Genomic DNA, 24,322 nt, shown 5'->3' with positions numbered 1-24,322 from the left:
ATTTGGCTTGCGGCTCGCAATGAGCCTGGAAATGCCTCAAATTACTGTGTATCGTAAAACTCATGATCCGTATTACTGAATTACGTCTGCCAATTGACCATGCTCCTGAAGCGGTGGAGAAGGCGATTCTTCAGCGTCTCAACTTGGACGCTAAAGACTTAATTGCATTTGACGTCTTTAAGCGCAGTTACGATGCCCGAAAAAACGTTGCGCTCTCTTTCATTTATACGGTTGATTTATCTGTAAAACATGAAGAGGCTCTTCTCAAGCAATTTTCAGGCGACAGCCATGTAAGACCATCCCCAGATACGAGTTACCACTTTGTAGCAAAAGCGCCTGATTCAATAACTGATGGCAAATCGCTAAGACCCGTTGTCGTTGGATTTGGGCCATGCGGAATTTTTGCTGCATTGATCCTGGCCCAAATGGGTTTTAAACCCATCGTGCTCGAACGCGGTAAAAAAGTACGAGAGCGCACGCAAGATACCTGGGGCTTATGGCGCAAAAATGTCCTGAACCCAGAATCCAATGTGCAATTTGGTGAGGGTGGTGCTGGTACGTTTTCAGACGGCAAGTTGTATAGCCAAATTAAAGATCCTAAGTTTTATGGCCGCAAGGTAATTAATGAGTTTGTAAAAGCTGGTGCTCCACAAGAAATTACCTATGTAGCTAAACCTCACATCGGTACCTTCCGCTTGGTGGGTGTCGTTGAGAAGATGCGCCAGGAAATCATTGATCTAGGTGGAGAGATTCGGTTTTCACAAAAGGTCATTGGATTTGATATTGAGAATGAACAAATTACTGGTGTCAAAATAGAAGGTCAGCCTGATTTACCGGCTAACCATGTGATCTTGGCGCTTGGCCACAGTGCACGCGATACTTTTGAGGCCCTGCATCATGCCGGCGTCTTCATGGAATCCAAGCCATTCTCAGTCGGCTTTCGAATTGAGCATCCCCAGTCTCTGATTGATAAAGCACGCCTTGGCCCTCATGCAGGTAACGAACTGATTGGTGCAGCAGATTACAAATTAGTCCATCACGCCAAAAATGGCCGCGCCGTTTACAGCTTCTGTATGTGTCCAGGTGGGACAGTGGTCGCTGCGACTTCGGAGCCCAATCGTGTAGTGACCAATGGCATGAGTCAGTATTCGCGTAACGAACGCAATGCCAATGCGGGTATTGTTGTTGGCATTACTCCAGAGGATTATCCCGGCGGCCCACTTGCTGGTATCGCATTCCAGCGCGCTATTGAATCCAAGGCTTTTGAATTGGGTGGTGGCACTTACGAAGCTCCAGGCCAGCTGATTGGTGACTTTCTGGAGGGTAAGCCTTCAACACAGTTCGGCAGCGTTATGCCTTCCTATAAGCCCGGCGTTCACTTAACCGATCTTGCAGACAGCTTGCCTGCTTACGCCATTGAAGCAATTCGGGAGGCGATCCCTGCCTTTGAAAAGCAAATCAAAGGCTTCTCTATGAAAGATGCTGTATTGACTGGCGTAGAAACACGTACTTCCTCTCCCTTGCGAATTACCAGGGGCAATAATTACCAAAGCTTGAATATCAAAGGCCTTTATCCAGCGGGTGAGGGCGCGGGTTATGCGGGTGGGATCTTGTCTGCTGGTGTCGATGGGATTAAAGTGGCAGAAGCAGTAGCGCTAGATTATCTGTCAAAGTAACTTCCACATAAGAGCTCTATGAACCCCGTAGCAACTCATTCATCCATAGTAGTAAAAGAAAAAAACGAAGAAAAAGAAGTTTTATTTCATCCGGAGTTGTTGAAGAAGTTTGATATCAATGGGCCCCGCTATACCTCTTATCCGAGCGCAGATCGTTTTCATAACAACTTCTCTGAGGCTGACTATTTGGGCGCCTTAAATAGGGTAGCCAAAGCAAACGAACCTCTTTCGTTGTATTTTCATTTGCCGTTCTGCCCAAATATTTGTTACTACTGTGGCTGTAACAAGATCATCACAAAAGATCATGGACGCAGCGCTAAGTACATTAAGTACCTTGCCAAAGAAATGGCCATGGTTACTGCAGCCATGGGTGCCCAGAAGAAGATTCCTGTAACGCAATTGCATTGGGGTGGCGGCACACCTACTTTTCTATCGCACGAAGAAATGACTGAGTTGATGTTTCACACACGCCAGCATTTTGAGCTCTTGCCCGGAGGTGAGTATTCGATTGAGATAGATCCAAGGCGTGTTACTGAGCAAGATATTGCCCTCTTGGCAGAGTTAGGTTTCAACCGTATCAGCTTGGGCGTACAGGATTTTAATTTAGCAGTCCAAGAAGCTGTACACCGTGTGCAAACAATTGAAGAGACTCAAGCAGTGATGGATTGGTCCAGGAAGTATGGGTTTAAATCGAGAAGTGTGGATTTAATTTACGGCCTGCCAAAACAGACGCCTGAAACCTTTAAAGAAACTATAGATATAGTCTTGGCCATGAATCCAGACCGCTTGTCTGTTTATAACTATGCACATCTGCCGCATATTTTTAAGCCACAACGCCGAATTGCAGAAGCGGATTTACCAGCTGCTGCTGATAAGCTAGATATTCTTTCCAATACTATTGCTCGCCTTGGTGAGGCCGGATACGTCTTTATTGGCATGGATCATTTTTCTAAGCCTGACGATGAGTTAGCGATTGCCCAGAAAGAAGGCAAGCTCCATCGTAATTTTCAGGGCTACTCGACCCAAGCAGAGTGCGACCTATTGGCTTTCGGAATTTCTTCAATTGGCAAGATAGATGATTGCTACTCGCAGAATGTACGCACTCTAGATGAATATTACGAGGCAATTGATGGCGGACACTTGCCAGTATTGCGAGGACTGCAACTCGACAAAGATGATCTTTTGCGCCGTGAGCTTATTGGGAAATTGATGTGCCAATTTGCATTGGATACCAAGGCTTTTGCAGCCTCTCATCAGATTGATTTCTCAAGCTACTTTAAGGCAGAGATTGAAGAGTTAAAAAATCTAGAAGAAGCTGGACTTCTCAATTGGCAGGAGGGGAGTATTTTGGTCCCTATCAAGGGCCGTCTTCTAGCAAGAAGGGTGGCTATGACTTTCGACCGACATCTCAGAGAGTCGCAAGCAAAAGGTACTTATTCTAAGGTTTTGTAGGCGTAAGCCATAGGTCATTTGATCTAGATCAAATAAGCTCATAAACACTGTTGCTTTTAGGCAAACAAAAAAATCCCAAGTGCTGTCTATTTGATTTACATCAATTGCTGCGTTTGTATCAATTCGAAAATGGTTACATCGAAATTGATAACAAAAGGGAAACCATCATGCGTATTAAGTCACTCGTAGCAGCAATGGCTGCAGTAGCATCCTTAGCCCCAATCGCAGCTCAAGCACAAGCGGAAGAGAATCCTTGGATGGTTCGTGTTCGTGCTGTTGATCTCCTTTGGCAGAATGGTCAAACTGGCGCTGTACAGGCACTAAACGTACAGGCAAAAAATCAGTGGATTCCTGAATTTGACGTTTCTTACTTCTTTACTAAGAATATTGCTGCAGAGCTTGTATTAACTTGGCCGCAACAGGTCAACATCACTGCAGGTGGTACCAACATTGGCAAGGTATCAGCCTTGCCACCATCATTGCTGGCTCAATATCACTTTACTGACCTAGGTGCATTTAAGCCTTATATCGGTGCTGGTGTTAACTACACCGTTTTCGGTAACCGTCAAAATTTCTATGGTGGTGGCGCAGGTTTGCAAGTTGAGCCATCAAGCTTTGGCGTTGTTGGTCAAGTTGGTATGGACTATATGTTCGACAAAAACTGGGGTTTAAACGTGGATGTTAAATACGCAACGATTGCGACAAACGTACAGACTGTTGCTGGCGGTGCAAACGTTGGTAAGTTGACATTGAACCCATGGATGCCTGCTGTTGGCGTAACTTACAAGTTCTAAGAATTTAGTTCTTAGGTCTTGAGATAGGGCTCCTTAGGGGTCCTATTTTTTTACTTCTAATTACAAGGCTAGGTCATCAATCAGCCTATTGAATGCGAGCTCATTAAAGTTTTTGTTATTAAAGCAATGCAATGAAGTGTGGACTGGTGGTTCAGTCCGGCGCTTGGTGTATTGATCCCAATGTGCAAGCTTCCATTCATCCCTAGGGTCAGCACGTTTAGTCATCCGCTGCTTTGCTTCTGTTTCATCTAAATCAATCCAAGCAATCTGAATGCTGGTTTGAGGTGGAATCCCAAGAGCCAGTGCATCGAACATCTTGCCGCTTTGAATCTCCCTAGAAAATGGTCCAACAAGAATGACATTAACCCCTAAGAGCAAATTTTCTCTAGCAATATCAATAAGACCTTGGTACTCCCAATCACGTAAATTCTCCAGGTAGTAGGGGCTATCACGATCATTGGGGTTCTGAGTGGTTAGCTTCATGACATGGGCGCTAAAGGCCCCATAGGCCGTGTCTTTGTCGAGAAAGAAAAAATCCTCTCCTGTTTTCTCAATAATTAGAGGCAGGGCCTTCTTGGCTAGGGTCGACTTCCCAGTGCCAGCATGCCCTGCAAAGAGGATGAGGCGGGGCGCAGAGGGTGTTAATTTGCAAACCATATGTGCTTAGTCTCGCAGATATTGGCAGAAATATCTCCTCTTTTGGGGAAGTGGCGATAATGTCGCCATGGCTTTAATCGTACTCACTGATGCAAAACTGGCTTTTGGCCACGTTGACCTCCTCGCAAACACTGCTTTTTCACTCGAATCGGGTGAACGTGTTGGTTTAATTGGCCGCAATGGCACTGGCAAATCTTCCTTGCTGAAGATCTTGGCTGGTATCGAAAAAATGGATGATGGTCTGCTGCAATATCAGCAAGGCCTTCGCATTGCATATGTTCCACAGGAGCCAATTTTTGAGGCTGAAGAAACTGTTTTTGATGCTGTCTCCAAAGGCGTTGCTCAAGCTAAGGCCTTGCGTGAGGAGTATGAGGCTCTTAGCGTAGGTGAATGGGATGATGCCTCCCATCATCGACTCGACGAAGTGCAGTCCCAATTAGAAGCTTTGAGTGGTTGGAATTGGGAGCAACGTGTTCATGAAACCCTAGACCGATTGCATCTCGAAGCAGACCTCAAAATCAATACGCTTTCTGGTGGTACCAAAAAACGCGTTGCCTTAGCGCGTGCCTTAGTCGAGATGCCTGATGTCCTTCTATTGGATGAGCCAACCAACCATCTGGATTTAGATTCGATTGCCTGGTTAGAAGAGTTGCTCAAGGAATATCAAGGCTCAGTCATTCTGATTACCCATGACCGTGCTTTCTTGGATAACGTTTGTACACAGATTGTGGAGCTAGATCGCGGCATTCTCCGTAGCTATCCCGGGAACTTTACTCAGTATGAAGTTCTTAAGGAGCAGGAGCTGAACTCTGAGTCTTTGGCAAATGCCCGCGCTGATAAATTATTGGCGCAAGAAGAGGTCTGGATACGTAAAGGGGTTGAGGCACGTCGCACTCGAAGTGTTGCCAGGATCGCCCGCTTGGAAAAGTTACGCAGTAGCCGCGCCGAACGCAGAGATGCTATGGGGCAGGTTAAGTTAGCAGTGTCTGCTGGGGATCGAAGCGGCAAGATTGTGGCCGATTTGCAAAACGTGAGTAAATCCTACGATCGTCCGATTGTGCAAGATTTCACGGCAACGATTTTGCGTGGCGATAAGGTGGGCTTATTGGGTCCTAATGGTGCGGGCAAAACAACTTTGCTTAAATTGATTTTAGGAACGATTACACCTGATTCGGGAACCGCAACAATGGGAACACGGATTGAGGTAGCTTACTTTGATCAAATGCGTGAAGGCTTGGATCTAAATGCCTCATTAGAGGATTACATTAGCCCGGGTAGTGAGTGGATTGAGATCAATGGCAATAAAAAGCACGTCAAGAGTTACTTGAGTGACTTCTTGTTTGCGCCTGAAAGAACGAATTCTCCAGTAAGCACTTTGTCGGGTGGTGAGCGCAATCGTTTACTGTTGGCGCGCTTATTTGCTCGCCCTGCAAACGTCTTGGTCTTGGACGAGCCAACCAATGACTTGGATATTGATACCTTAGATTTACTTGAGCAACTATTGCAAGACTATAAGGGCACGGTTTTCTTGGTTAGTCATGATCGTTACTTCTTAGATAACGTGGTTACCAGCATTATTGCTAATGAGGGTGATGGCTTCTGGCGTGAATATGAGGGTGGCTACGAAGATTGGAAAATTCAGAAAGCGCGTTCAGACAAAATTCGAGCAGCCAATGCAAAATCTGGAGATAAAGCAGAAGCTAAGGCGGAGGTAAAGATCGAAGCTAAGGTGGAAGCTAAGGCAGAAAATAAGCCAGTCGCTAAAAGTGGTGTTCAAAAGCTCAATGGTAAAGAGCGTCAAGAGTTAGAAGTCTTGCCCTTACAAATCGAGACGCTAGAAACAGAGCAGGCTGATATTGGTATTGCAATGAGCAATCCAGATTTGTATAAAAATGAACCTGAGTTAGCAGCCAGTATGCAAGCGCGTCTGAGTGAAATTACTGCAGACTTAGATCAAAAGCTGCAGCGCTGGGAACTTCTTCTAAGTCGTTCGGAATCCTAATTACTTTAAGCGAGCCCGCAACTGGGCGATTTCATCAAGCAGGTCTAGCGCCAGGGCAACGCCTGGCACATTGAGCTCCAGATCATGCGTAAGGTGCGCAGCAGTTTTTGCTCTTCGTAAAGAGTCGCCACTAAAGCGCCAATCTTGAGGAGAGGATCCCACTGGGCTCAGTACTCCCTCCGAAACCCAAGTCATGATGAGATCCTCAGGAGTGCGTGATGCATGAGAGAGTTCCACAATCGTCATGTGAACTTCATTCTCTACAACTGCGCCTTCAATCCAGGTGATATTGGTTGATGTCATATCAATCATCCCTTCAAGTGAGTTCTGGGGTTGAAATCAAAAGCCTTTTCAAAGGATTGATAGGCTTCTTTGTGTGCATCTGTATCGGCTGGCGGTAGGGCGATAGAAGGCACTACATAAAGATCACCTGCCTCTGCGCTTGGAATGCCTTTTCCTTTGAGTCGCATTTTGCGACCCGCAACTGTTCCAGCTGGAATCTTTAACTCCAAAGTGCTTCCTGCTGGGGTTGGCACATTCACCGTTGTTCCCAGAGCAGCCTCCCAAGGCGCTAAAGGAATATCAATGAAAACATCCTTGCCTTCTATGCGATAGATAGGGTTTGGATGAAAATCAATTTCCAGATAAAGGTCGCCTGCAGGACCCTCGCCAACACCAGGTCCACCTTGGCCTGTCAGTCTGAGGTTTTGTCCAGCCTTAATACCTTTGGGAATGCTGACATCTAACTTGCGTTCTTGAGTGCTGACATGACCATTCGCATCTTGCACAGGCATATGTAATGCAATAGTGCGCTTCGCTCCGTTATAAGCATCAGCCAAATCGATCAAAATTTTGGCGTGATGATCTTGGCCTTTGAAGTTCATTCCCTGACGAGTATTACCACCGCGTCCACCTTGGCGATGTTTGCCTCTGCCGAATAGTGATTCAAAGAACTCGCTTTGATCACCCTCAAAGCCTCCGCCATAGCCTGGGTTACCACCACCAAAACCACCATCAGAATATTCAAAGCCTTCATTCCAATTAGGGGGAGGGGTAAAGTCTTGACCGTTTTTCCAGTTCTCGCCAAAGCGATCGTAGGCGGCGCGTTTCTCAGTGTCTTTTAAAACAGCATATGCTTCACCGATTTGCTTGAACTGCTCTTCAGCACCAGCATCTTTGTTGACGTCCGGATGATATTTGCGAGCTAGCTTCCGATAAGCTGACTTAATGTCTGCTTCAGTAGCGCCACGAGCAACTCCGAGTGTTTCGTAGTAATCCCTAAATTTCATAAGCCTGTTTCAGTTCGGTTTCTATCTGGGTTGAGCTATTAGGATTAATTCTACAGTTCTCTTAGCTCATGACCCCAATTTGCCAGGGCACAAATTCATAGTCACCCAAACCAAGGAGCTCGCTCTTGGAGGCTTCTCCAGATGCTGTTCTGAGGAAGAGCTCAAATATCCTTTGTCCCATCTCTTGAACAGATACGGTCCCATCTAGGATTTCGCCACAGTTAATGTCCATGTCTTCTGTAAGTCGTTGATACATGGGGGTATTAGTAGCAAGCTTGATGCAGGGCGCTGGCTTGGAGCCGAACATGGAGCCGCGGCCAGTAGTAAAGGCGATGAGATTGGCGCCGCCAGCAATCTGACCAGTGGCTGAAACAGGGTCAAAGCCAGGGGTATCCATAAATACAAAGCCTTTAGTGTTTACCGGTTCAGCGTATTTATAGACTTCCATGAGGGGGCCAGTACCACCTTTCATAGAGGAGCCTAAGGATTTTTCAAAGATGTTGGCTAAGCCACCGATTTGATTTCCAGGGCTGACTTGTCCATTAATTTGTACATCTCTACCAACTGAGTATTCATCCTTCCACCAGCGAATCCGTTTAATCAGCTTTTCACCAACCGCTTGATTTACTGCGCGACGGGTAAGGGTATGTTCAACACCATAAATCTCTGGCGTTTCCGAAAGAATTCCGGTGCCACCATGACGAGACAAGATATCAATCGCTGCACCTAATGCGGGGTTAGCTGTAATGGAAGAAAAACCATCTGACCCTCCGCATTGCAAGCCAACACATAAATGACTGGCAGAAACTGTTTCACGTTTTGCTTTATTGGCCTCTGGAAGTAGGGCTTTAACAGCCTCAATACCTGCTTCAATAGTTTTACGTGTACCGCCAGATTCTTGCATTATGAAAGTATGTAGATTGGTGCCAGCAGTCAGATCTTCCTGCTCCATCAGACCTTTAAGCTGATTGCGTTCACAGCCCAAGCCAACGATGAGTGCGGCAGCGAGATTGGGGTGACGCGCGTAACCAGCCATCGTGCGACGTAGTAATTGCATTGGCTCGCCACTCATTTCCATGCCGCAGCCGATATCATGACTAAATGCCACTACCCCATCCACATTTGGAAAGTCTTTTAGTCTCTCTGGAGTGAACCAGTCAGCAATCTTATTGACTACCGTTGCCGAGCAATTGACGGTGGATAAGATTCCGATAAAGTTGCGCGTTCCTACTTTGCCGTTGGGCCTGACGTAGCCCTGGAAGGTGGCGCGCTCTGACTCTGGCAGCATTTGCGTAGGTTTGAATTCGCTCGCATAAGCGTAATCACGATCAAATTCTCGGAATTCTGTATTGTGGCTATGAACCATGGTGCCTGGCTCAATGTCGACGTTAGCAAAACCAACCGTAACGTTGTATTTGAGGATAGCCTCACCCTTAAGAATCTTTTTGGCAGCAATCTTATAACCAGCAGGCACTTGACTGCGACTTGTAAAGCTTTCGCTTGGAACTTCAGTGCCAATAGCAATATCAATTCGCGCTACGACAATGTTGTCGTTTGGGTGTAGGCGAATAATTGGGCCTATTAAGCGCTTTTCAGAAATTTCAATCATGGAATTCTTTCGATGAGATGGTTTATTTATTTAGCAGTTGTGCCGGATTTCTTCATAATGGGCCTCAAGTTGCCTTGCATAGACAAGTTCAGGATTGCTCAATTATTCAATATTAAGAACATCAAAAGCAGCCTTTAATCTACGCGAGTAAGAGTCAGAAACCGTTTTAATTTCTTCTGGTGTCCACTTCCTAAATCCCTCCCCAGCTTTCATACCTGTTTTTCCTTCGGCCATGAGCTGAACTACTTTTGGGGGTAGGGTAGTGATATTGGAGAGCGATGGATAAATTTCTTTCGCGGCATTTGCCATCCCATCCCATCCTGAAATTTCTTTCTGTGTCATTGGGCCAACAGCAGCATAGCGAAAGCCAAAGCTATAGCGCACTGCATCATCAATATCAGCGGGCGTAGCAATGCCATCCTGCACCAGTGAGAGTGCCTCTCTCATCAATGCATGCTGAATACGATTGGCCAAAAATCCAGGGATATCTTTCTTTACTAAGACAGGTTTCTTGTCGATAGCCTTATAAAGTTCGCAAGCTTGTTCCGCATACTGGAGTTCAGTTTTTTGCCCCATCACAATTTCAACCAAGGGGACAACTTCTGCCGGCATGAAATAGTGGGCACCCATCATGCGATTTGCAGTTTTGAGGCCTTCTGCGATTTTGCTAATGGGAAAACCTGAGCTATTGCTACCAATGGGAACATCTGCTGGCACAACTTGATCGAGATATTTGAAGACCTGTTTCTTTAGGTCTAAGTTCTCGGCAACTGTCTCAATGACCCATGAGAATTGATTCCAGCCCTGCCAATCCTCTAGGGTTCCAATGAATTGTTGCTTCTTAATGTCAGATTCTTCTCTAGTAGCGCTATCTCCAGCCATGCCAATTTTCTTTGCAAGGGTGATGGCCTTATCCAAGCAGGCATCAGCCTTGTCATTTGATCTACCCAGTATGACTACGGGGATGTTTTGGGCAATAAAGCCGGCTGCTATGCCAGCACCCATAATTCCGGTTCCAATAACAGCTACAGATTTCATATTTATAAACCTATACGGTTAAGTAATAAAAAAGATGGACTACATTCTGATCAATATTTACCGTAGGTTATCATTATTTATGGTTTAATTGTTTTATATTAGAACTTACTTATCCGTATAACTTACCCTAGGAAACACTCTATGACGATGCATAACCCTTTCCAGCCCGTTGAGAAAATTAAAACGGAAGTTTTTTCAACCATGCCGGAGAAATTTCGCAAGAAATCCCGTACTGGCTGGTCTGACCCAAATCGTCAAGGCGCAGAAGTTGAATGCTTTTTAGAGGGGCCTTCATTCGATCGCGAAGGTAATTTGTGGTTTGTTGATATTCCCTTTGGCCGTATTTTTCGTATCGATACCAAGGGAGAGTGGGAGCTGATTACGCAATACGATGGCTGGCCAAACGGCTTGAAGTTTCATAAAGATGGCCGCGCCTTTATTTGTGACTACAAAGCTGGTTTGATAGCGCTAGATCCAAAGACTGGAAAAATTGAAACTATCTTAGGTTCAATGTACAGCGAAAACTTTAAGGGATTAAATGATCTGCACTTCGCCTCTAACGGCGATCTGTATTTCACTGACCAAGGGCAGACTGGTATTGCCGATCCAACTGGTCGCGTATTTAGATTGCGAGCCAATGGCCAATTAGATCGCTTAGCGCTCAATGTTCCAAGCCCTAATGGCATTACCTTGAATACTCAAGAAAAGCATGTGTTTGTAGCTGCTACAAGATCACAGCAAATCTGGAGATTGCCTTTGATGGCTGACGGTTCTGTTTCTAAGACTGGGGTTGCAATTCAGTTAACGGGTGGTGTTGCAGGTCCAGATGGAATTGAAATGGACTCAGAAAATGGCCTATTGGTATGCCACCTTGGTATTGGTATCTGGAGATTTGATAGCAATATGCTGCCAACGCACTTAATCTACTCTGAGAACCCACATCACCATCATTTGGCTAATATGTGTTTTGGTGGGGCGGATGGCAAAGATCTCTACATTACTGAGTCTTTGTCTGGCGACATCCTGAAAGCTCGTTTGCCAGTTGCTGGTAAAAAAATGTTTGGACTTACCTAAATTGAGCCAGCGATCACCGCTATATAAATCTCTAGCAAAGACGCTAGAGCAACGTATTTATAACGGTGATTGGCCCGTGGGATCCGTCTTGCCTGCCGAGGCGGATCTTTGTCGGGATTTTCAGTCCAGTCGACATACGCTGCGACATGCATTACAAATTCTTGAGTCCAATGGCCTGATTTATCGCCATCAAGGTGCGCCTACGAAAGTGGTATCTAGGCAGCGCTTACGACGTTTCACTCAAAGCTACAACTCTCCAATTGATATCCTGAGTTACTCCCGTGATACCTATCGCCAGAACCTAGTCGAAGAGTTTATAGAGCTGAATAAATCCCTCAGTCAGATAGTCGGGGCTCCGATTGGATCATCTTGGTATCACATTGGCGGAATTCGTAAGCGTCAACAAGCTGAAGAGGTGATTGCCTGGACGGATATTTATATCCTGCCTCAGTTTGCTTCGCTGACAAAAGATCCAGAGCATACCCAAGTAATGGTGTATGAGCAGATTGAGGAAAAATATGGCGCCCGCATCGAGAGAGCGGAAGTGGATGTATATGCCTCTCAGGCGACACCTGAAATTGCTGAAAAACTTCGCATCAAGCCTGAAACTGCATGCCTGGTAATTATTCGACGCTATTTTGATGACCAAGACAAATTATTTGAAGTCACGGTAACGCACCATCCAGAGAATAAGTATGTCTACAGCATGGAATTTAAGGCGAGCTCAGAGGCTTAAATCACGATGAATTATTTATCTATTATTGACGCTGAAAGATTTATCTCGAGCGCACTTCAATCAGAAAACGTTCCTGCAAGTGATGCAGACATCACCGCAAGTCTGATGGTGAAGTCTGATCTTGTTGGTGCTGACGGGCATGGCATTTTTCGTCTGCCCGCCTACCTGAAAAGAATACGGGCTGGCGGCATCAACTTGCACCCCAATATTCATATTGAACGCGAACAAGGTGCCACCGCCCTGATCAATGGCGATAACGCGCTAGGTCATTTAGTGATGAATAGGGCTGTTGATCTGGCGATTGAAAAGGTGAGGCAGCACAGCGTATGTTGGATTGGCAGTCACTATGGCAATCATTCAGGTGCTGCGTCGGTATATGTTCGCAAGTTAGCTGAGCAAGGCTATATCGGTATATATATGGCCGTTGGCAATGCAAATCATATGGCACCTTGGGGCGGAATTGATTTATTGCTTTCTACCAACCCGATTGCGATTGCGGTTCCAGCGGGTGACCACCCCATGGTGCTGCTAGATATAGCCACAACAGTAGCCGCATATGGGAAAGTCAAAGTGGCGGCGCAAAAGGGCAAACCCATTCCCGAAGGATGGATGATTGATCGTCAGGGCAATCCCATTACCGATCCTCATAAATCTTCAGAAGGCTCTTTATTGCCGATCGGCGGATATAAGGGTTATGGTCTGGCTGTCATGATTGGATTATTGGCGGGAGCCTTAAACAACGCAGCCGTAGGCAAGGGAACGATCGACTTCAATGCACATCACGACGTAATTACCAATACCGGTCAAACGATCATCGCAGTTGATCCCAGTGCATTTGGTGATAAAGATGCCTTTATCGGGCGCGTTATTGATTTAGTTGAGGATATCAAGAGTTCATCAACATTACCGGGAGTAAAGGAAATTCGTGTTCCAGGTGAGGGTGCAGCAAAAACAATGGCAGAGAGAAGTAAAAGTGGCATCCCAGTCTCGCCTGAGTTGCTAGAGGCATTAAATGATTGTGCTCAGGAATGCGGCATCCCTGTTTTAAGGTTTTAAAAAAATACCAAATTACTGGAGGAGACATATGTTTAAAAAATTAATAAAAAACATAGCAATAAGTGCAGTAATAGTTCCTGTGATAGCAGGGTCAGCTCTGGCAGCTTATCCAGATAAACCAATCAAGATGTTGATTGGTTATGCGCCTGGCAGTTCGACAGATATTGTTGGCAGGATGGTTGCTAATGATTTGAGTATTGCGTTAAAGCAACCCATCATTGTGGAGAACCGAGGTGGCGCTGCCGGGAGTCTAGCGGCTGATGCTGTTGCAAAAAGTATTCCAGATGGCTATACGATCTTGTTTGCCCAAAATGGCCTTGCCATTAATGTGGCGGCTAATCCAAAGTTGCCATTTAATGGTCAAAAAGATTTATTGCCTGTAGTGGGTGTTGCTGCTACTCCCCATATTCTGATTGTGAACAATAATTCCAACGCTAAAAATGTTGCTGAATTAATTGCAATGCTAAAGGCTGAGCCGGGTAAATTAAGTTTTGGCTCCTCAGGGATTGGTAACTCAGATCACATGGCTGGAGAATTATTTTTAGCGACTACTGGTACGCAGGCTATTCACATTCCATACAAAGGCGGTTCGCCAGCGGCAACCGATTTAGTTGGTGGTCAAATCGATTTTTATTTTGCCGGTATGCCAGTGGGTCTTCCTTTGTACAAGGGTGAGAAGGTAAGGGCTTTAGCAGTGACTAGTAAAGCACGCTTTAGTGGCGCCCCTGAATTAGTAGCGATCCAAGAGGCTGGCGTTAAGGGTTACGAGATGGCTTTGTGGCAAGGAATGTTTGTTCCATCTGGAACGCCAAACAACATTGTGCATGCGCTCAACAATTCAGTGTTGAAAGTATTGGACACTCCAGAAATGAAAGAGCGCTTTCAGAAGGCGGGGGTTCAGATCGCACCTATGAATACTCAGCAATTCACCGATCTATACAACACTGAAATTGCTAGGTGGAAAGTAGTTATTGAAAAATCTAAAATTAAATTAGACTAAATAACGTTATACATACTAGGCGCTGAGGTCAAATACTAAGACTTCGGCGCCTTTTCCATTTTTAATTTCCAGTTTGCTTTCATCTTGAATCAGCAAAGCATCGCCGGCATTTAGTGGCTGGTCGTTAATATCGATAGTCCCACTAATCAGGTGAACATAAGCCTTACGACTTGGATCCAATATTAAGGCCGCTGTCTCAGGGCCATTAAAAAGTCCTGCGTATATTGTGGCGTCAGCATGGATTTTCACGGCGCCATCATTGCCGGTTGCGGATGCGATGATACGTAGCTTACCGTCTTTTTCTATTTTGGGGACGGACTTTTGTTCGTAGCTTGGTTCTATTTCAGAAACATTTGGCTCTATCCAAATTTGCAGAAAATGCGTAGTTTGATCTTTGGCGTGATTGAACTCGCTATGTGTTACTCCATTGCCCGCACTCATTCGTTGGACATCTCCTGGCGGGATTCCTTTGATATTGCCCATGCTATCTTCGTGCGCCAATTCTCCAGATAGGACGTAGCTAATAATTTCCATATTGCGATGGCTGTGCTTGCCAAAGCCTTTTCCTGCAGCTATGCGATCTTCATTAATCACCCTGAGATTTCCCCAGCCCATAAAGCGGGGGTCATGATAGCTAGCAAATGAGAAGGAGTGGAAGCTTTTGAGCCAACCATGGTCAGCGTAGCCACGTTCTTGGGATTTTCTAAGATTTATCATGTTTTAAGGGTGTTTAAGGGCCAATTGAAAGAATCAGAATAAGCCTATTATCATTAGCTTTAATGAAATTTGCTGATTGGTAACATATGGGAAGCTTTAAAGAAGACCTTCAAGAGACATGCCTAGGTATATCTGAGAGCGCTCAGCAGAGCTGGAGCGATTTCACTCAATTTTTACATGAGACTTGGCCGATTCTGATTCTGCTACTGACAATCTTGATGGGTATTTGGTGGTATTCAGACCCACCTCCTCCAAGACACGTTCTCATGGCCACTGGATCTGCAGGTGGCTCATATGAAGACCTCGGAAAAAAGTATGTCGAGTTTTTCAAGGCAAAGGGTATTACTCTAGAGTTGGTACCCACAACGGGGGCTCAAGAGAATATTGATCGCTTAGCAGATCGCAAAGATCCCGTACAGGCTGCTTTTGTTCAAGCCGGTGTGGACCATGCTCAGGAAGTCACTGGTATTCAGTCCTTAGGTGCAATTGCCTATGATCCTATTTGGTTTTTTTATCGCGGTTCAGAGCTAAAGACTGCTGAGTCCGATACGATTGGCGTCGTACTTCAACATTTTGCCAATAAAAAGATTTCTGTCGGAATTCCGGGCAGCGGGACCTATGCACAGTCAACCAAAATACTAAAGGCTGCCGGCTATGAGAAGGGGATACAAGTTCTCAATCTTGCTGGACATGACGCAGTCAAAGCGCTGCAGGCAGGTGAGATCGATGGAGCCTTTATCGTAGATTCTTACGAGGCTCCTAATGTGCAAAGTTTGCTTAATGACAAATCATTACATCTGGTTACTTTTAAGCGTGCGGCAGCCTATGCCAAATTAATGCCTTATCTCAATATCTTGCATATCCCCCAAGGGGCCTTTAATCTGCCACGTAACTTCCCAGCAACCGATATGAAGATGTTGGCAACCACAACAATTCTATTGATTGATGATCGTATGCATCCCGCCATACAATTTCTTTTTCTAGAGGCCGCTAAAGAAATTAATGGAAAAGAATCTTTCTTCTCTGAACGTGGGGAGTTTCCATCATTCAAGGATTCCATGCTGCCCGAAAGCCCTGTAGCGGTTCATTTCGAGAAAAACAATTATCCGATGTTGGCAGCCTATTTTCCGTTTTGGGTAGCAGAGCTCATTAGTCGTCTCATGTTTGTAGTACTACCTTTCTGTATTTTGGGGTATCCACTTTTGCAGGCTTTGCCAGGATATCGGGCCAAGCGCATGAAAAATAAGATTCATCGCTTATATAGCTCGCTAAAAGCTTTGGAGCAAGAGTTGCTAAATGGCTTTGACAATCAGCAGCGGGATGAGTATTTGAAAAGACTTAATTTGCTTGAGTATCAGGCTCTGAATATTAAAATCTCAAAACACCTCTCTAGTGATTACTATTCCCTGCGAACCAGCATTGACTATGTGCGAAATTGCTTAAATAGGGGCATTCACCCCTATCAATTTAGTGAGGGAGAGGGGGAGAGCGCGCAGCCCCTCTTATAGAGTCTTATTCACTCTCGCCGGATCTGCTCGGGAACTTAAATGATGCGTAGCGAACTACAGCATTAGCCAAAGCTAGTATCAGGATGGTTAAGCCCATATAGAGAATGGGCAGGTCTGCCTCATGTTTAGTATTGACTAAATCAATAATGAGGCGAGTAACTGCGGTAATCGCTACGTAGATCAAAAAGCGTACTGGCATATGGTTGGTCTTGAAATAAATACCCACCATCGCGCCAATCTCTAAATAGATAAAAAGCAGGAGCAGGTCTTCAATCGAGGCTGAGCCCTTATGCACCATTCCCAGGAATGCAACGGCGGCTGACCAAACAGTTGCTGCGCCGATTCCAAACAATGCAATCCGATGAAACAATGAGACAAATAAGTTGCCGATAGGTACAGTCCATTTTTCAATCGCATCTTCTAATTTAGATGCATCTTTAGGTGAGGTAGGGGTCATGTTCATTAAGCCTCCGAGTTTTTAGTATATTTTCCTCAGTATAGGTATCTATCGAGCCATGTAAACAAAAAAAGAGGCGCTAAGGCCCCCTTTTTTTGGAAGTATTGACTTTGATCAACCCAAACTATCGGCCCAGATATTGTGAGCCCAGCCCCAGGCATAGACTCCTTCTAGGGTGGAAGGTGCTGGGGAGAGCCCTCCAGAGCCTGGAACCGGTTTAAAGGTTTTTTCAGCGGCAATGTACTGATGCACACTGGCGACGTGAACCACTTCTCGGTCATTCACAAAGCTGTAACAGGTATTGGTGAGTACTGGTGCAGGATTTAATTCCCAGCCACTGAGTTCTGCCACGATTGCTGCAGCCGCGACTTTTGCATGTTGGTTGGCCATGTGGCCAGATTTAGGCATTGCATAGGCAACTTGGATCGAATCTCCTAAAACATGAATATCTTTGCGTGCAGTGGATTCAAAGTTCAAGAAGTTCACGTTTACCCAGCGACCATTGGAGTTTGCTAAGCCAGTTTGAATAGCGATTTCACCGGCAGCCATTTGTGGCAAGACATTTAATACGTCTGCTTTGACATCATCCTCAACTTCCAGCTTGAGTGTTTTGGTTTTGGCATCCACACCAACGACATTACTTTTTGGTCGGTACTCAATAATTCCGGAGTACTGTTCAGCCCATACCTTCTTGAATAGTGCGCCCTTAGAAGTGACATCTTGGTTGGCATCTAGAATCAGCACTTTACCGCTAGGATTGTGTTGCTTCAGGTAATTCGCTACTTGACAAGCGCGCTCGTAAGGTCCGGGAGGGCAGCGGTAAGGCGCTTCAGGAATGCTGATTGCAAAGGTGCCACCGGTTCGCATAGCGGCGATTTGTTTATGTAAGGCGACCGTTTCTGGTCCAGCCTTCCAAGCTTGCAAGGTGACGCCATCCTTATTCGCCTGAGCAAGACCCTCAATGCTCTTAAAATTGAGAGAGACTCCTGGCGATACAACTGCTTTGTCGTAACGCAGAGTTTTTCCAGAGGCCAGCTTCACAGTTTTCTTATCCGGATCAATGCTAGCAACACTATCTTGAATAATCTTGATGCCATGACGTTTGCTGAGGGTGTCATAAGGGGAGGTAATCTCCGCCAAGCTACGTGATCCACCAATAACTAAGTTGGACATTGGGCATGAAACGAAGGATGTATTGGGTTCAATCAGCGTTACATTGGCGGTGTTATTCGAAAATAAGCGCAGGTACTTTGCAGCAGTAGCGCCACCGTACCCCCCGCCAATGACAACAATTTCTGCTTTTTTTAAATTGGCGGTGGCTGGAGTTGAGAAGCCAGCGAGCAAGCCAAGCGCTGCAGTGCCTTGGCCAATAAAGTGTCGACGATCCATGATGTGATTCCTTCTTATTTCTTGCCAAGTTGATTGGAGATGGTTTCGAGTTGCTCGTCCGTATAGCCTTTAGCTAACTGGGGCATGATGGTACCTTCGCGTGCGCCAGATTTAAATGCCTTGAGTTGAGTCAGCATTTGTTCGCTAGTAAGGTTATTAATCAGTGGCATTCCGCCATCAACCACACCTTTTCCATCAGTTCCATGGCAATTAGCGCAGGTTGCTGCAAGGCCGCGCTTATATAAATTGCTTGCATCCGTATTTTGGGCAAGGGCGGTTCCGCTCCAATGACTTATGCCAATATAAATTGACAATAAGACTGCGGGTTTTAAAAACTTTGCACACATAAAATCTGTCTCCGTTCAGAATATTTCCGGGTAATAAACTACATATTGCTTTGCTAGCATCTTAATCAAGAAGGCGCTGAAATAGGGTATTCATTTCAGACACATTTTTCATAAGCTCATTCGAAAATCTGGATATCACCATTTTTATTCGAGTTTCTGCTAAGCCCTATAAACTATAGGAATGCGAGGTACATTTTCTTACCGTTCTGCCATATTGATACTCCTTTTAGGTGTATTTACCTACCTTTATGGTTTGGATAGCCGATTTGCCCCTAAAAACGGCGATGAGTACCCCTATATGCATATTGTGCGGATGACTGCTGATTCGGGCCACTGGCTTCCACTCCAGTCTGAAATGGACGGCATTAAAAACACAAAGCCCCCACTCATTTTTTGGCAGGGCATTGCGAGCACCCATTGGGCAAGTGAATGGACTCTAGCCGATTTACGTTGGCCTAGCGTTTTATATACCAGCCTCACAGCATTTTTCTTATTTTTAGCGGTTCGTCGATTTAGTGGCAAAACACAAACGGGTATCTTGGCTGCTGTAGTTTGGCTTTCATTTTTTGCAACCTATCGCTACGGTCGGCCATTCTTGGCTGACCCTCCCGAAGTCTTTTGGATATCGTTACCATTTTTGGCAGTCTTGTATTGGGGTAGGGGTGCGCTCGAATCTAAATTCTTTTTTCCGCTCATGGCTGGAGTGTGTTTCGGTTTCGCCTTATTTGCAAAATCATTTGCTTATATCGTGCCCGCCACATTTGCTATGGGTCTCTACTATTGGCGCTGGCGGCAGTGGAGTATTCCTCAAGTAATCATCCGAGATCTATATAAATTAATCATGATTGCTGCACTTGCCCTAGGTGTGTTTGCACTATGGTTTGCCGTGGATCCAAATCCAGAGGCCGTTTGGAAAGAATTTGTAGTAGGTGAAAATGCCGGTAAGTTTGCCGCACGTCAGTCTAGTTACTTCATGGATCTTTTGCGGGGTGGTGACAGCATATGGCTTCTAATGCTCACTACGATAGCCAATGCAGGTTTATTTAGCTTTGTATTAATTTCTAGTTTGGTGCAGTGCTGGCGTACTCGTCGGTTTCTCAGCTTGGAAGAGGTTCTCCTCCTTTTAATGATTGCAGCATTCTTCATGGTGTTCAGTGTGCCTAGCCAAAGATCTGGTCGCTATCTTTTGCCAGTGATGCCTGCATTTGCAGCTTTGATTGCTCTGTATTGGGATCGATTGCCTTTATGGGGCTTTCGCATCGCATTACTTTTGCAGTTGCTAGTGCTATCGCTATTAACGTGGATTGGTATCAATCTGCAATTCTCACAGTTCCTGGGGGACGCAGGCAAGTGGATATATCCCTATTGCCACTGGCTTCTCATGGCTGCAGGATTAATGCTTATCTTAGCGGGTCTATTCAAACGAAACCTCACCAAAACCTTTTCTTTAGCTGCTTGTTTTCTAGTCTATTGCGCTTTGACCAGCAGTCTTGCTCCACTAGAGGGTCGTTTAGGGCGCTACTCTGTGGAAACCATTGCGCAGTTGCAGGGCAAGGATGTCTGGATTCCTTGCGACTATCGCGCAAAAGATGAGGAATATCGATTGTTGCTGCCAGGTGCAAAACTGCATGGTTATTTAGCCAAAGATGCTGCTGATATAGCAACCCTAACATCTGCTTATCCCTTGGTAGCCGTTCATGCTCCCTTGGGGGTTCAGCCAATACTCTGCGATTCTTGTCAGATAGTTGGGCAAAGAATGGAAATGAGGGCTCGTCACTCCACTGAAGAAATTAGGGAGATGTTGATGGGGCAGATTGGCAAATATTTATTTGTAAATGAGTATGTAGTTTCTACATCGGCACCCAATCCAGATTTATCAAACCTAAAGGATGTTTGTAGATGAGTCGTGTCATTGCCCTGTGTTTTTTATTGCTTGCTGCAGTGATTGGATTTCTGCATATTGATAGCCGTCCAGTTTGGGTGCCATTTGTGATTTCAGCTACTCAGGCTGACGAGGTGGTGGAGGAATCTACCACCACCAAATCAAAGGGCTCAATAAAAGTGGGCATTCCTATCCCTCAGTCCAATTGGCTGCCTGATACAGGTGCTGCTTCAGTTCATGCCGCATCCATGATTGCCCTAAAAGATGGTGCAGTGAGGGCATTTTGGTTCGCCGGTAGCCGTGAAGGCGCTGCTGACGTATCTATCTATAGCTCTGTATACGATTCGAGGTCTGCTAACTGGAGTGCGCCTACTGTTGTGATTGATCGCATTGATGCGGAGAAGCGTCTTTCACGCTATATCGCCAAGTTGGGTAACCCGGTGCCCGCGAGATTATCTGATGGGCGCTTGCAATTATTCTTTGTGACGGTTTCTATGGGTGGTTGGGCTGGAAGCTCAATATCTGCAATGACATCCGATGATGAAGGTTTAACCTGGAGCAATCCTCAGCGCTTAATTAGTTCGCCTTTGCTTAATTTAAGCACGCTGGTTAAATCACCAAGCGTCATGTTCTCTGATGGACTCCTGGGTTTGCCTGCCTATCACGAGTGGATAGGTCGCTTTGGAGAGTTCTTGAGGATAGAGGCGGGTCAAGTTATTGATAAACGTCGAATGAGTTCTGGCCGCAGTGCAATTCAGCCCTTGATTTTTGTGAATGATGCGCAGGATGCCAACGCTTATTTTCGCCAGACGCGTAGCGCAGGTTTGCCAAAACAAATACCAGTAAGTCATACCCAAAATGCCGGCCAAAGCTGGCAACCGTCAGAAGATTTGGGGATTGCTAATCCTAATTCTGCGGTAGCGGGCTTAGCTCTTAAAAATGGGTCACGTATTTTGGTTTTGAATAATATTGAAAACGGCCGCTATCGTTTGGTTTTATTGATAAGTGATCCCAAATCACAATGGCAAACTGTTGAGGTCTTAGAAGATGATGAGGCCTTGCCTGAGGCGCAGCGTAAAGAATTTTCATACCCATACTTAATCACGGTTGATGGCGATGATGCGCATTTGGTTTACACCTGGGACCGCAAAAAGATTCGCCATCGTTATTTTTCTGGTGCTTGGTTAAAGCATTCCTTAAGTAAGGCGCAATCCATAGAAGCAGAAGCATCACGCCAGGAGGCGCAATAATGAATGCATACATGCAAAGCTTGGCATTAATTGAGCTGTCTATTACGTGCGCGGTAGTGTGCGTGTGGGCCTTGCAAAAATTCACCCCAAATCCTTTTCCATTTACTGTAAAAGCATTTCTTGTGATTCTGATTGGCAATCTCTTATTTTGGCCTATGGGTATGGATTTACCTTTGGTCGCTTATATACGGGGCGCAACAGGTGACCTCAGTATTGTCCTAACGCTATTGTTATGGAGCTCATTACTGCCTACCAATAAGCCTGCACCGATGATCTTTAAGTTAACGGTAGCAATCATCTCTTTGTGTTTTTATCCATTCGCCTTAGGCGTAGGAATGATTGATCCTTATGCATGGGGATATGGAACGATTACGTTTTTAATGGCAGTACTATTTTTTGCGCTGGTCTGTGGATTGGCCAACTGGAGTATGGGTGTTTGGATTATTGCTATTGCCATCATTGCGTGGGCAGCACATTGGCATGAATCTGCGAACCTTTGGGATTACCTGCTTGATCCATTTTTGGCTATCTGGGCTCTTATTGCCTTGATTGGAATGCTGTATAGAAAACGTCGCGATAAGGCGCGATCTGGATATTTATTTAGACCAGGTTAATGTCCATTTAAATGCAACGTAGTAGAGTAGGGTGAATCTAGCAAGTTATTTAGATGGATCAATATTGAGGTAAATATGAAACACGCACATCAAGAAAGTACTCCTGCATTCAATAAAAAAGTGGGATTGCTAACGCTAGCAACAATTGCTTTTGGATCCCTCCTCAATGGATGCGTTATGAATCCTGGCCCATACCAATACAGCGGATATTACCCTCAGAGCTACACCCAGGAACCTATCTACAACGCTGGCCCACAAAATATTTCTTCAGAGCAATTACAGTCATTGGTCTCGCCGATAGCGCTATACCCCGACTCTCTGCTCTCACTGATGTTGCTAGCCTCAACCTATCCTCTAGAAGTTGCAGAAGCCTATAACTGGCGCACTAGTAATGCCTCGTTGAAAGGCGACGATCTACAGAATGCACTCAATGCACAAACCTGGAATGACAGCGTTAAATCTTTAATAGCGTTTCCAAAAGCATTCAATATGATGGGTAGAAAATTAGAGTGGACTCAGAATCTAGGCAATGCTTATAAGCTCCAAGCTGCAGACACTATGAAAGCAGTACAAGCTCTCAGAAAAATGGCTATTGCTTCTGGCACTTTGAAGTCTAGCCAACAAATAAAGGTCACCACTGATGCAAGCGGAAATATTCTGATTGGCCCAGCTAGCCCAACAGTGGTCTATATCCCAAGCTATAACCCCACAGTAGTTTATGGGCCATGGCCTTATCCAGAGTACCCGCCGTATCCTATCTATGACCCTGATTGGGGTCTGATGACTTTTGGTGTGGGTTTTATGATTGGCGATGGTTTTTGGGCTCAACCCAATTGGAATAATGGAACTATTAATGCAACGAACATCAATGCATCCGGACGCATACCTTCTCGCGCAATTATCGGGCCGGCAAACGTTGCCAATCAACAGCGTTTGCTGAACGATTGGAAAAATAAAGCCACCCCCGAGGAGAGGCAGGCCGCCAGAATGGATGGTCAGCGCGCCAATAATGCATTTCAGAGAGATGCAACTCCTCAAGAAAGAAATCAAGCGGCGCGTCTAAATCAAGAGGCACGTAATGATGCCCAGATGGATAGAGTGAACCCCAACGAGTATCGCGAGGCTGCTCAAGAAAATGAGTTGCGCGATCAAGCGCGCTTTGATGGCAATCAAGATCGTTCACGAGGTTTTGGTGGTGGCGGACGTGATGGTGGATTTGGCGGCGGGCATATGGGTGGCTTTGCTGGCGGTGGCGGTGGTGGCCACATGGGCGGATTTGGTGGTGGCGGTGGTGGTCATGCGGGTGGATTTGGCGGCGGCCATATGAGCGGCTTTAGACGTTAACTTTTATTTAGAGAAAAGAATCATGAAAACATTAACAGCAACATTCATACTCATTGCATCCATCCTTTCTTTTGCCCCCAGTGCATTTGCACAGAAGGATCTCCCAGTAGACGATGCAAGTACGGCCGCATTTGTAGAGCTCTGTAAAAACCCGGATGATGAGCAAGGCCGCAGCTTTTGTTTTGGCTTTGGAGAAGGCGTCTATCAAGGGTACTTGGCGAATCGCCGTCCGGATGCTAAGTCAACAATATGCTTTGTAAATAAGAGCGAGACTCGTAACGAGGTCTTACAAAAGTTCTTGGCGTGGACCAAGGCAAATCCTCAATTCGGTAAAGAGAAAGCGGCCAAAGCCTTAATGCGTTTCTTTACTGATAATTACCCATGTAAATAAGAGTTCAGAACAATAAAAAAGCCAGCAGATGCTGGCTTTT

Annotated in this window: 23 protein-coding genes; 14 read left to right on the top strand and 9 right to left on the bottom strand. The window is 45.5% G+C overall.

From position 1 onward, the window contains the following. Window positions 1-62 precede the first annotated feature (62 nt). From ICN20_RS00475 to ICN20_RS00465, 3 genes are all read left to right on the top strand, one after another. Window positions 63-1,676 carry an NAD(P)/FAD-dependent oxidoreductase gene (locus ICN20_RS00475; protein ID WP_216237310.1) on the top strand — a complete coding sequence of 538 codons (1,614 nt, stop codon included), beginning with the start codon at window positions 63-65 and terminating at the stop codon, window positions 1,674-1,676. 18 nt (window positions 1,677-1,694) lie between these two features. Beyond that, on the top strand, window positions 1,695-3,128 hold the full coding sequence (gene hemN, locus ICN20_RS00470) for an oxygen-independent coproporphyrinogen III oxidase (protein ID WP_216237308.1): 1,434 nt from the start codon (window positions 1,695-1,697) through the stop codon (window positions 3,126-3,128). Between the two features lie 167 nt (window positions 3,129-3,295). Then, entirely contained in the window at window positions 3,296-3,922 is a 627-nt protein-coding gene (locus ICN20_RS00465) for an OmpW family protein (protein WP_216237306.1), read from the top strand. A 60-nt stretch (window positions 3,923-3,982) separates the two neighbouring features. Here ICN20_RS00465 and ICN20_RS00460 read toward each other — a convergent pair whose 3' ends face one another. Continuing rightward, on the bottom strand, window positions 3,983-4,579 hold the full coding sequence (locus ICN20_RS00460; protein WP_216237304.1) for an ATP-binding protein: 597 nt from the start codon (window positions 4,577-4,579) through the stop codon (window positions 3,983-3,985). Between the two features lie 67 nt (window positions 4,580-4,646). Here ICN20_RS00460 and ICN20_RS00455 point away from each other — a divergent pair, with 67 nt between their 5' ends. Continuing rightward, window positions 4,647-6,581, top strand: a complete 1,935-nt coding sequence (locus ICN20_RS00455) for an ATP-binding cassette domain-containing protein (RefSeq protein ID WP_216237301.1) — start codon at window positions 4,647-4,649, stop codon at window positions 6,579-6,581. On the opposite strand, the gene ICN20_RS00450 is transcribed toward ICN20_RS00455, so the two are convergent. The 4 genes from ICN20_RS00450 to ICN20_RS00435 form a co-directional block, all read right to left on the bottom strand. Beyond that, window positions 6,582-6,884 carry a chaperone modulator CbpM gene (locus ICN20_RS00450; protein WP_216237293.1) on the bottom strand — a complete coding sequence of 101 codons (303 nt, stop codon included), beginning with the start codon at window positions 6,882-6,884 and terminating at the stop codon, window positions 6,582-6,584. It lies immediately after the preceding gene. Between the two features lie 5 nt (window positions 6,885-6,889). After that, on the bottom strand, window positions 6,890-7,870 hold the full coding sequence (locus ICN20_RS00445) for a DnaJ C-terminal domain-containing protein (RefSeq protein ID WP_216237291.1): 981 nt from the start codon (window positions 7,868-7,870) through the stop codon (window positions 6,890-6,892). A 61-nt stretch (window positions 7,871-7,931) separates the two neighbouring features. Then, window positions 7,932-9,479, bottom strand: a complete 1,548-nt coding sequence (locus ICN20_RS00440; RefSeq protein WP_216237284.1) for a UxaA family hydrolase — start codon at window positions 9,477-9,479, stop codon at window positions 7,932-7,934. Between the two features lie 102 nt (window positions 9,480-9,581). Further along, window positions 9,582-10,517, bottom strand: a complete 936-nt coding sequence (locus ICN20_RS00435; RefSeq protein WP_216237281.1) for a 3-hydroxyacyl-CoA dehydrogenase family protein — start codon at window positions 10,515-10,517, stop codon at window positions 9,582-9,584. Window positions 10,518-10,658: 141 nt separating this feature from the next. Between ICN20_RS00435 and ICN20_RS00430 the strand changes: the two genes are divergently transcribed. From ICN20_RS00430 to ICN20_RS00415, 4 genes are read left to right on the top strand one after another with little or no spacing between them, the layout of a single operon-like run. Next, the gene (locus ICN20_RS00430) at window positions 10,659-11,591 is read left to right on the top strand and encodes an SMP-30/gluconolactonase/LRE family protein (protein WP_255534578.1); all 933 of its coding nucleotides are present in this window, start codon (window positions 10,659-10,661) and stop codon (window positions 11,589-11,591) included. A gap of 1 nt (window position 11,592) precedes the next feature. Next, a complete protein-coding gene (locus ICN20_RS00425; RefSeq protein WP_216237279.1) occupies window positions 11,593-12,327 on the top strand; it encodes a GntR family transcriptional regulator in 735 nt (244 codons plus the stop codon). Between the two features lie 6 nt (window positions 12,328-12,333). Next, window positions 12,334-13,383, top strand: coding sequence for an Ldh family oxidoreductase (locus ICN20_RS00420; RefSeq protein ID WP_216237277.1), 1,050 nt, complete (start codon window positions 12,334-12,336; stop codon window positions 13,381-13,383). 28 nt (window positions 13,384-13,411) lie between these two features. Next, a complete protein-coding gene (locus ICN20_RS00415; RefSeq protein WP_216237268.1) occupies window positions 13,412-14,383 on the top strand; it encodes a tripartite tricarboxylate transporter substrate binding protein in 972 nt (323 codons plus the stop codon). A gap of 15 nt (window positions 14,384-14,398) precedes the next feature. Here the strand turns inward: ICN20_RS00415 and ICN20_RS00410 are convergent, their stop codons facing one another. Then, window positions 14,399-15,100, bottom strand: a complete 702-nt coding sequence (locus tag ICN20_RS00410; protein WP_216237266.1) for a pirin family protein — start codon at window positions 15,098-15,100, stop codon at window positions 14,399-14,401. A gap of 86 nt (window positions 15,101-15,186) precedes the next feature. Here ICN20_RS00410 and ICN20_RS00405 point away from each other — a divergent pair, with 86 nt between their 5' ends. Beyond that, window positions 15,187-16,608 carry a TAXI family TRAP transporter solute-binding subunit gene (locus tag ICN20_RS00405; protein WP_216237264.1) on the top strand — a complete coding sequence of 474 codons (1,422 nt, stop codon included), beginning with the start codon at window positions 15,187-15,189 and terminating at the stop codon, window positions 16,606-16,608. 4 nt (window positions 16,609-16,612) lie between these two features. Here the strand turns inward: ICN20_RS00405 and ICN20_RS00400 are convergent, their stop codons facing one another. From ICN20_RS00400 to ICN20_RS00390, 3 genes are all read right to left on the bottom strand, one after another. Then, window positions 16,613-17,071 (bottom strand): phosphate-starvation-inducible protein PsiE, encoded by a 459-nt coding sequence (locus ICN20_RS00400; protein ID WP_216237262.1) that lies wholly within the window; start codon window positions 17,069-17,071, stop codon window positions 16,613-16,615. A gap of 108 nt (window positions 17,072-17,179) precedes the next feature. Further along, window positions 17,180-18,454 (bottom strand): NAD(P)/FAD-dependent oxidoreductase, encoded by a 1,275-nt coding sequence (locus ICN20_RS00395; protein WP_216237260.1) that lies wholly within the window; start codon window positions 18,452-18,454, stop codon window positions 17,180-17,182. Window positions 18,455-18,468: 14 nt separating this feature from the next. Further along, the gene (locus ICN20_RS00390) at window positions 18,469-18,801 is read right to left on the bottom strand and encodes a c-type cytochrome (RefSeq protein ID WP_216237258.1); all 333 of its coding nucleotides are present in this window, start codon (window positions 18,799-18,801) and stop codon (window positions 18,469-18,471) included. Window positions 18,802-18,982: 181 nt separating this feature from the next. Here ICN20_RS00390 and ICN20_RS00385 point away from each other — a divergent pair, with 181 nt between their 5' ends. From ICN20_RS00385 to ICN20_RS00365, 5 genes are all read left to right on the top strand, one after another. Then, window positions 18,983-20,704 (top strand): glycosyltransferase family 39 protein, encoded by a 1,722-nt coding sequence (locus ICN20_RS00385; RefSeq protein WP_216237256.1) that lies wholly within the window; start codon window positions 18,983-18,985, stop codon window positions 20,702-20,704. Then, window positions 20,701-21,933, top strand: coding sequence for an exo-alpha-sialidase (locus ICN20_RS00380; protein ID WP_216237249.1), 1,233 nt, complete (start codon window positions 20,701-20,703; stop codon window positions 21,931-21,933). The genes ICN20_RS00385 and ICN20_RS00380 overlap by 4 nt, the downstream gene beginning before the upstream one ends. After that, a complete protein-coding gene (locus ICN20_RS00375) occupies window positions 21,933-22,547 on the top strand; it encodes a hypothetical protein (protein ID WP_216237247.1) in 615 nt (204 codons plus the stop codon). The genes ICN20_RS00380 and ICN20_RS00375 overlap by 1 nt, the downstream gene beginning before the upstream one ends. A 75-nt stretch (window positions 22,548-22,622) precedes the next feature. Then, window positions 22,623-23,891 (top strand): DUF3300 domain-containing protein, encoded by a 1,269-nt coding sequence (locus tag ICN20_RS00370; RefSeq protein ID WP_216237245.1) that lies wholly within the window; start codon window positions 22,623-22,625, stop codon window positions 23,889-23,891. A 22-nt stretch (window positions 23,892-23,913) separates the two neighbouring features. Then, window positions 23,914-24,282: a Rap1a/Tai family immunity protein gene (locus ICN20_RS00365; RefSeq protein ID WP_216237243.1), complete on the top strand. Its 369-nt coding sequence runs from the start codon at window positions 23,914-23,916 to the stop codon at window positions 24,280-24,282. The last annotated feature ends 40 nt before the right edge of the window (window positions 24,283-24,322 follow it).

The organism is Polynucleobacter sp. JS-Polo-80-F4 (assembly GCF_018881965.1).
Lineage (GTDB): Bacteria > Pseudomonadota > Gammaproteobacteria > Burkholderiales > Burkholderiaceae > Polynucleobacter.
The sequence above is the reverse complement of the archived record's forward strand: the minus strand, read 5'-3'. Positions and strand labels throughout refer to the sequence as shown.

Coding starts and splice junctions, on each gene's coding strand:
- ICN20_RS00475 (WP_216237310.1), top strand. CDS start 63: ATGATCCGTATTACTGAATTACGTCTGCCAATTGACCATGCTCCTGAA.
- hemN (WP_216237308.1), top strand. CDS start 1,695: ATGAACCCCGTAGCAACTCATTCATCCATAGTAGTAAAAGAAAAAAAC.
- ICN20_RS00465 (WP_216237306.1), top strand. CDS start 3,296: ATGCGTATTAAGTCACTCGTAGCAGCAATGGCTGCAGTAGCATCCTTA.
- ICN20_RS00460 (WP_216237304.1), bottom strand. CDS start 4,579: ATGGTTTGCAAATTAACACCCTCTGCGCCCCGCCTCATCCTCTTTGCA.
- ICN20_RS00455 (WP_216237301.1), top strand. CDS start 4,647: ATGGCTTTAATCGTACTCACTGATGCAAAACTGGCTTTTGGCCACGTT.
- ICN20_RS00450 (WP_216237293.1), bottom strand. CDS start 6,884: ATGACATCAACCAATATCACCTGGATTGAAGGCGCAGTTGTAGAGAAT.
- ICN20_RS00445 (WP_216237291.1), bottom strand. CDS start 7,870: ATGAAATTTAGGGATTACTACGAAACACTCGGAGTTGCTCGTGGCGCT.
- ICN20_RS00440 (WP_216237284.1), bottom strand. CDS start 9,479: ATGATTGAAATTTCTGAAAAGCGCTTAATAGGCCCAATTATTCGCCTA.
- ICN20_RS00435 (WP_216237281.1), bottom strand. CDS start 10,517: ATGAAATCTGTAGCTGTTATTGGAACCGGAATTATGGGTGCTGGCATA.
- ICN20_RS00430 (WP_255534578.1), top strand. CDS start 10,659: ATGACGATGCATAACCCTTTCCAGCCCGTTGAGAAAATTAAAACGGAA.
- ICN20_RS00420 (WP_216237277.1), top strand. CDS start 12,334: ATGAATTATTTATCTATTATTGACGCTGAAAGATTTATCTCGAGCGCA.
- ICN20_RS00415 (WP_216237268.1), top strand. CDS start 13,412: ATGTTTAAAAAATTAATAAAAAACATAGCAATAAGTGCAGTAATAGTT.
- ICN20_RS00410 (WP_216237266.1), bottom strand. CDS start 15,100: ATGATAAATCTTAGAAAATCCCAAGAACGTGGCTACGCTGACCATGGT.
- ICN20_RS00405 (WP_216237264.1), top strand. CDS start 15,187: ATGGGAAGCTTTAAAGAAGACCTTCAAGAGACATGCCTAGGTATATCT.
- ICN20_RS00400 (WP_216237262.1), bottom strand. CDS start 17,071: ATGAACATGACCCCTACCTCACCTAAAGATGCATCTAAATTAGAAGAT.
- ICN20_RS00395 (WP_216237260.1), bottom strand. CDS start 18,454: ATGGATCGTCGACACTTTATTGGCCAAGGCACTGCAGCGCTTGGCTTG.
- ICN20_RS00390 (WP_216237258.1), bottom strand. CDS start 18,801: ATGTGTGCAAAGTTTTTAAAACCCGCAGTCTTATTGTCAATTTATATT.
- ICN20_RS00385 (WP_216237256.1), top strand. CDS start 18,983: ATGCGAGGTACATTTTCTTACCGTTCTGCCATATTGATACTCCTTTTA.
- ICN20_RS00380 (WP_216237249.1), top strand. CDS start 20,701: ATGAGTCGTGTCATTGCCCTGTGTTTTTTATTGCTTGCTGCAGTGATT.
- ICN20_RS00375 (WP_216237247.1), top strand. CDS start 21,933: ATGAATGCATACATGCAAAGCTTGGCATTAATTGAGCTGTCTATTACG.
- ICN20_RS00370 (WP_216237245.1), top strand. CDS start 22,623: ATGAAACACGCACATCAAGAAAGTACTCCTGCATTCAATAAAAAAGTG.
- ICN20_RS00365 (WP_216237243.1), top strand. CDS start 23,914: ATGAAAACATTAACAGCAACATTCATACTCATTGCATCCATCCTTTCT.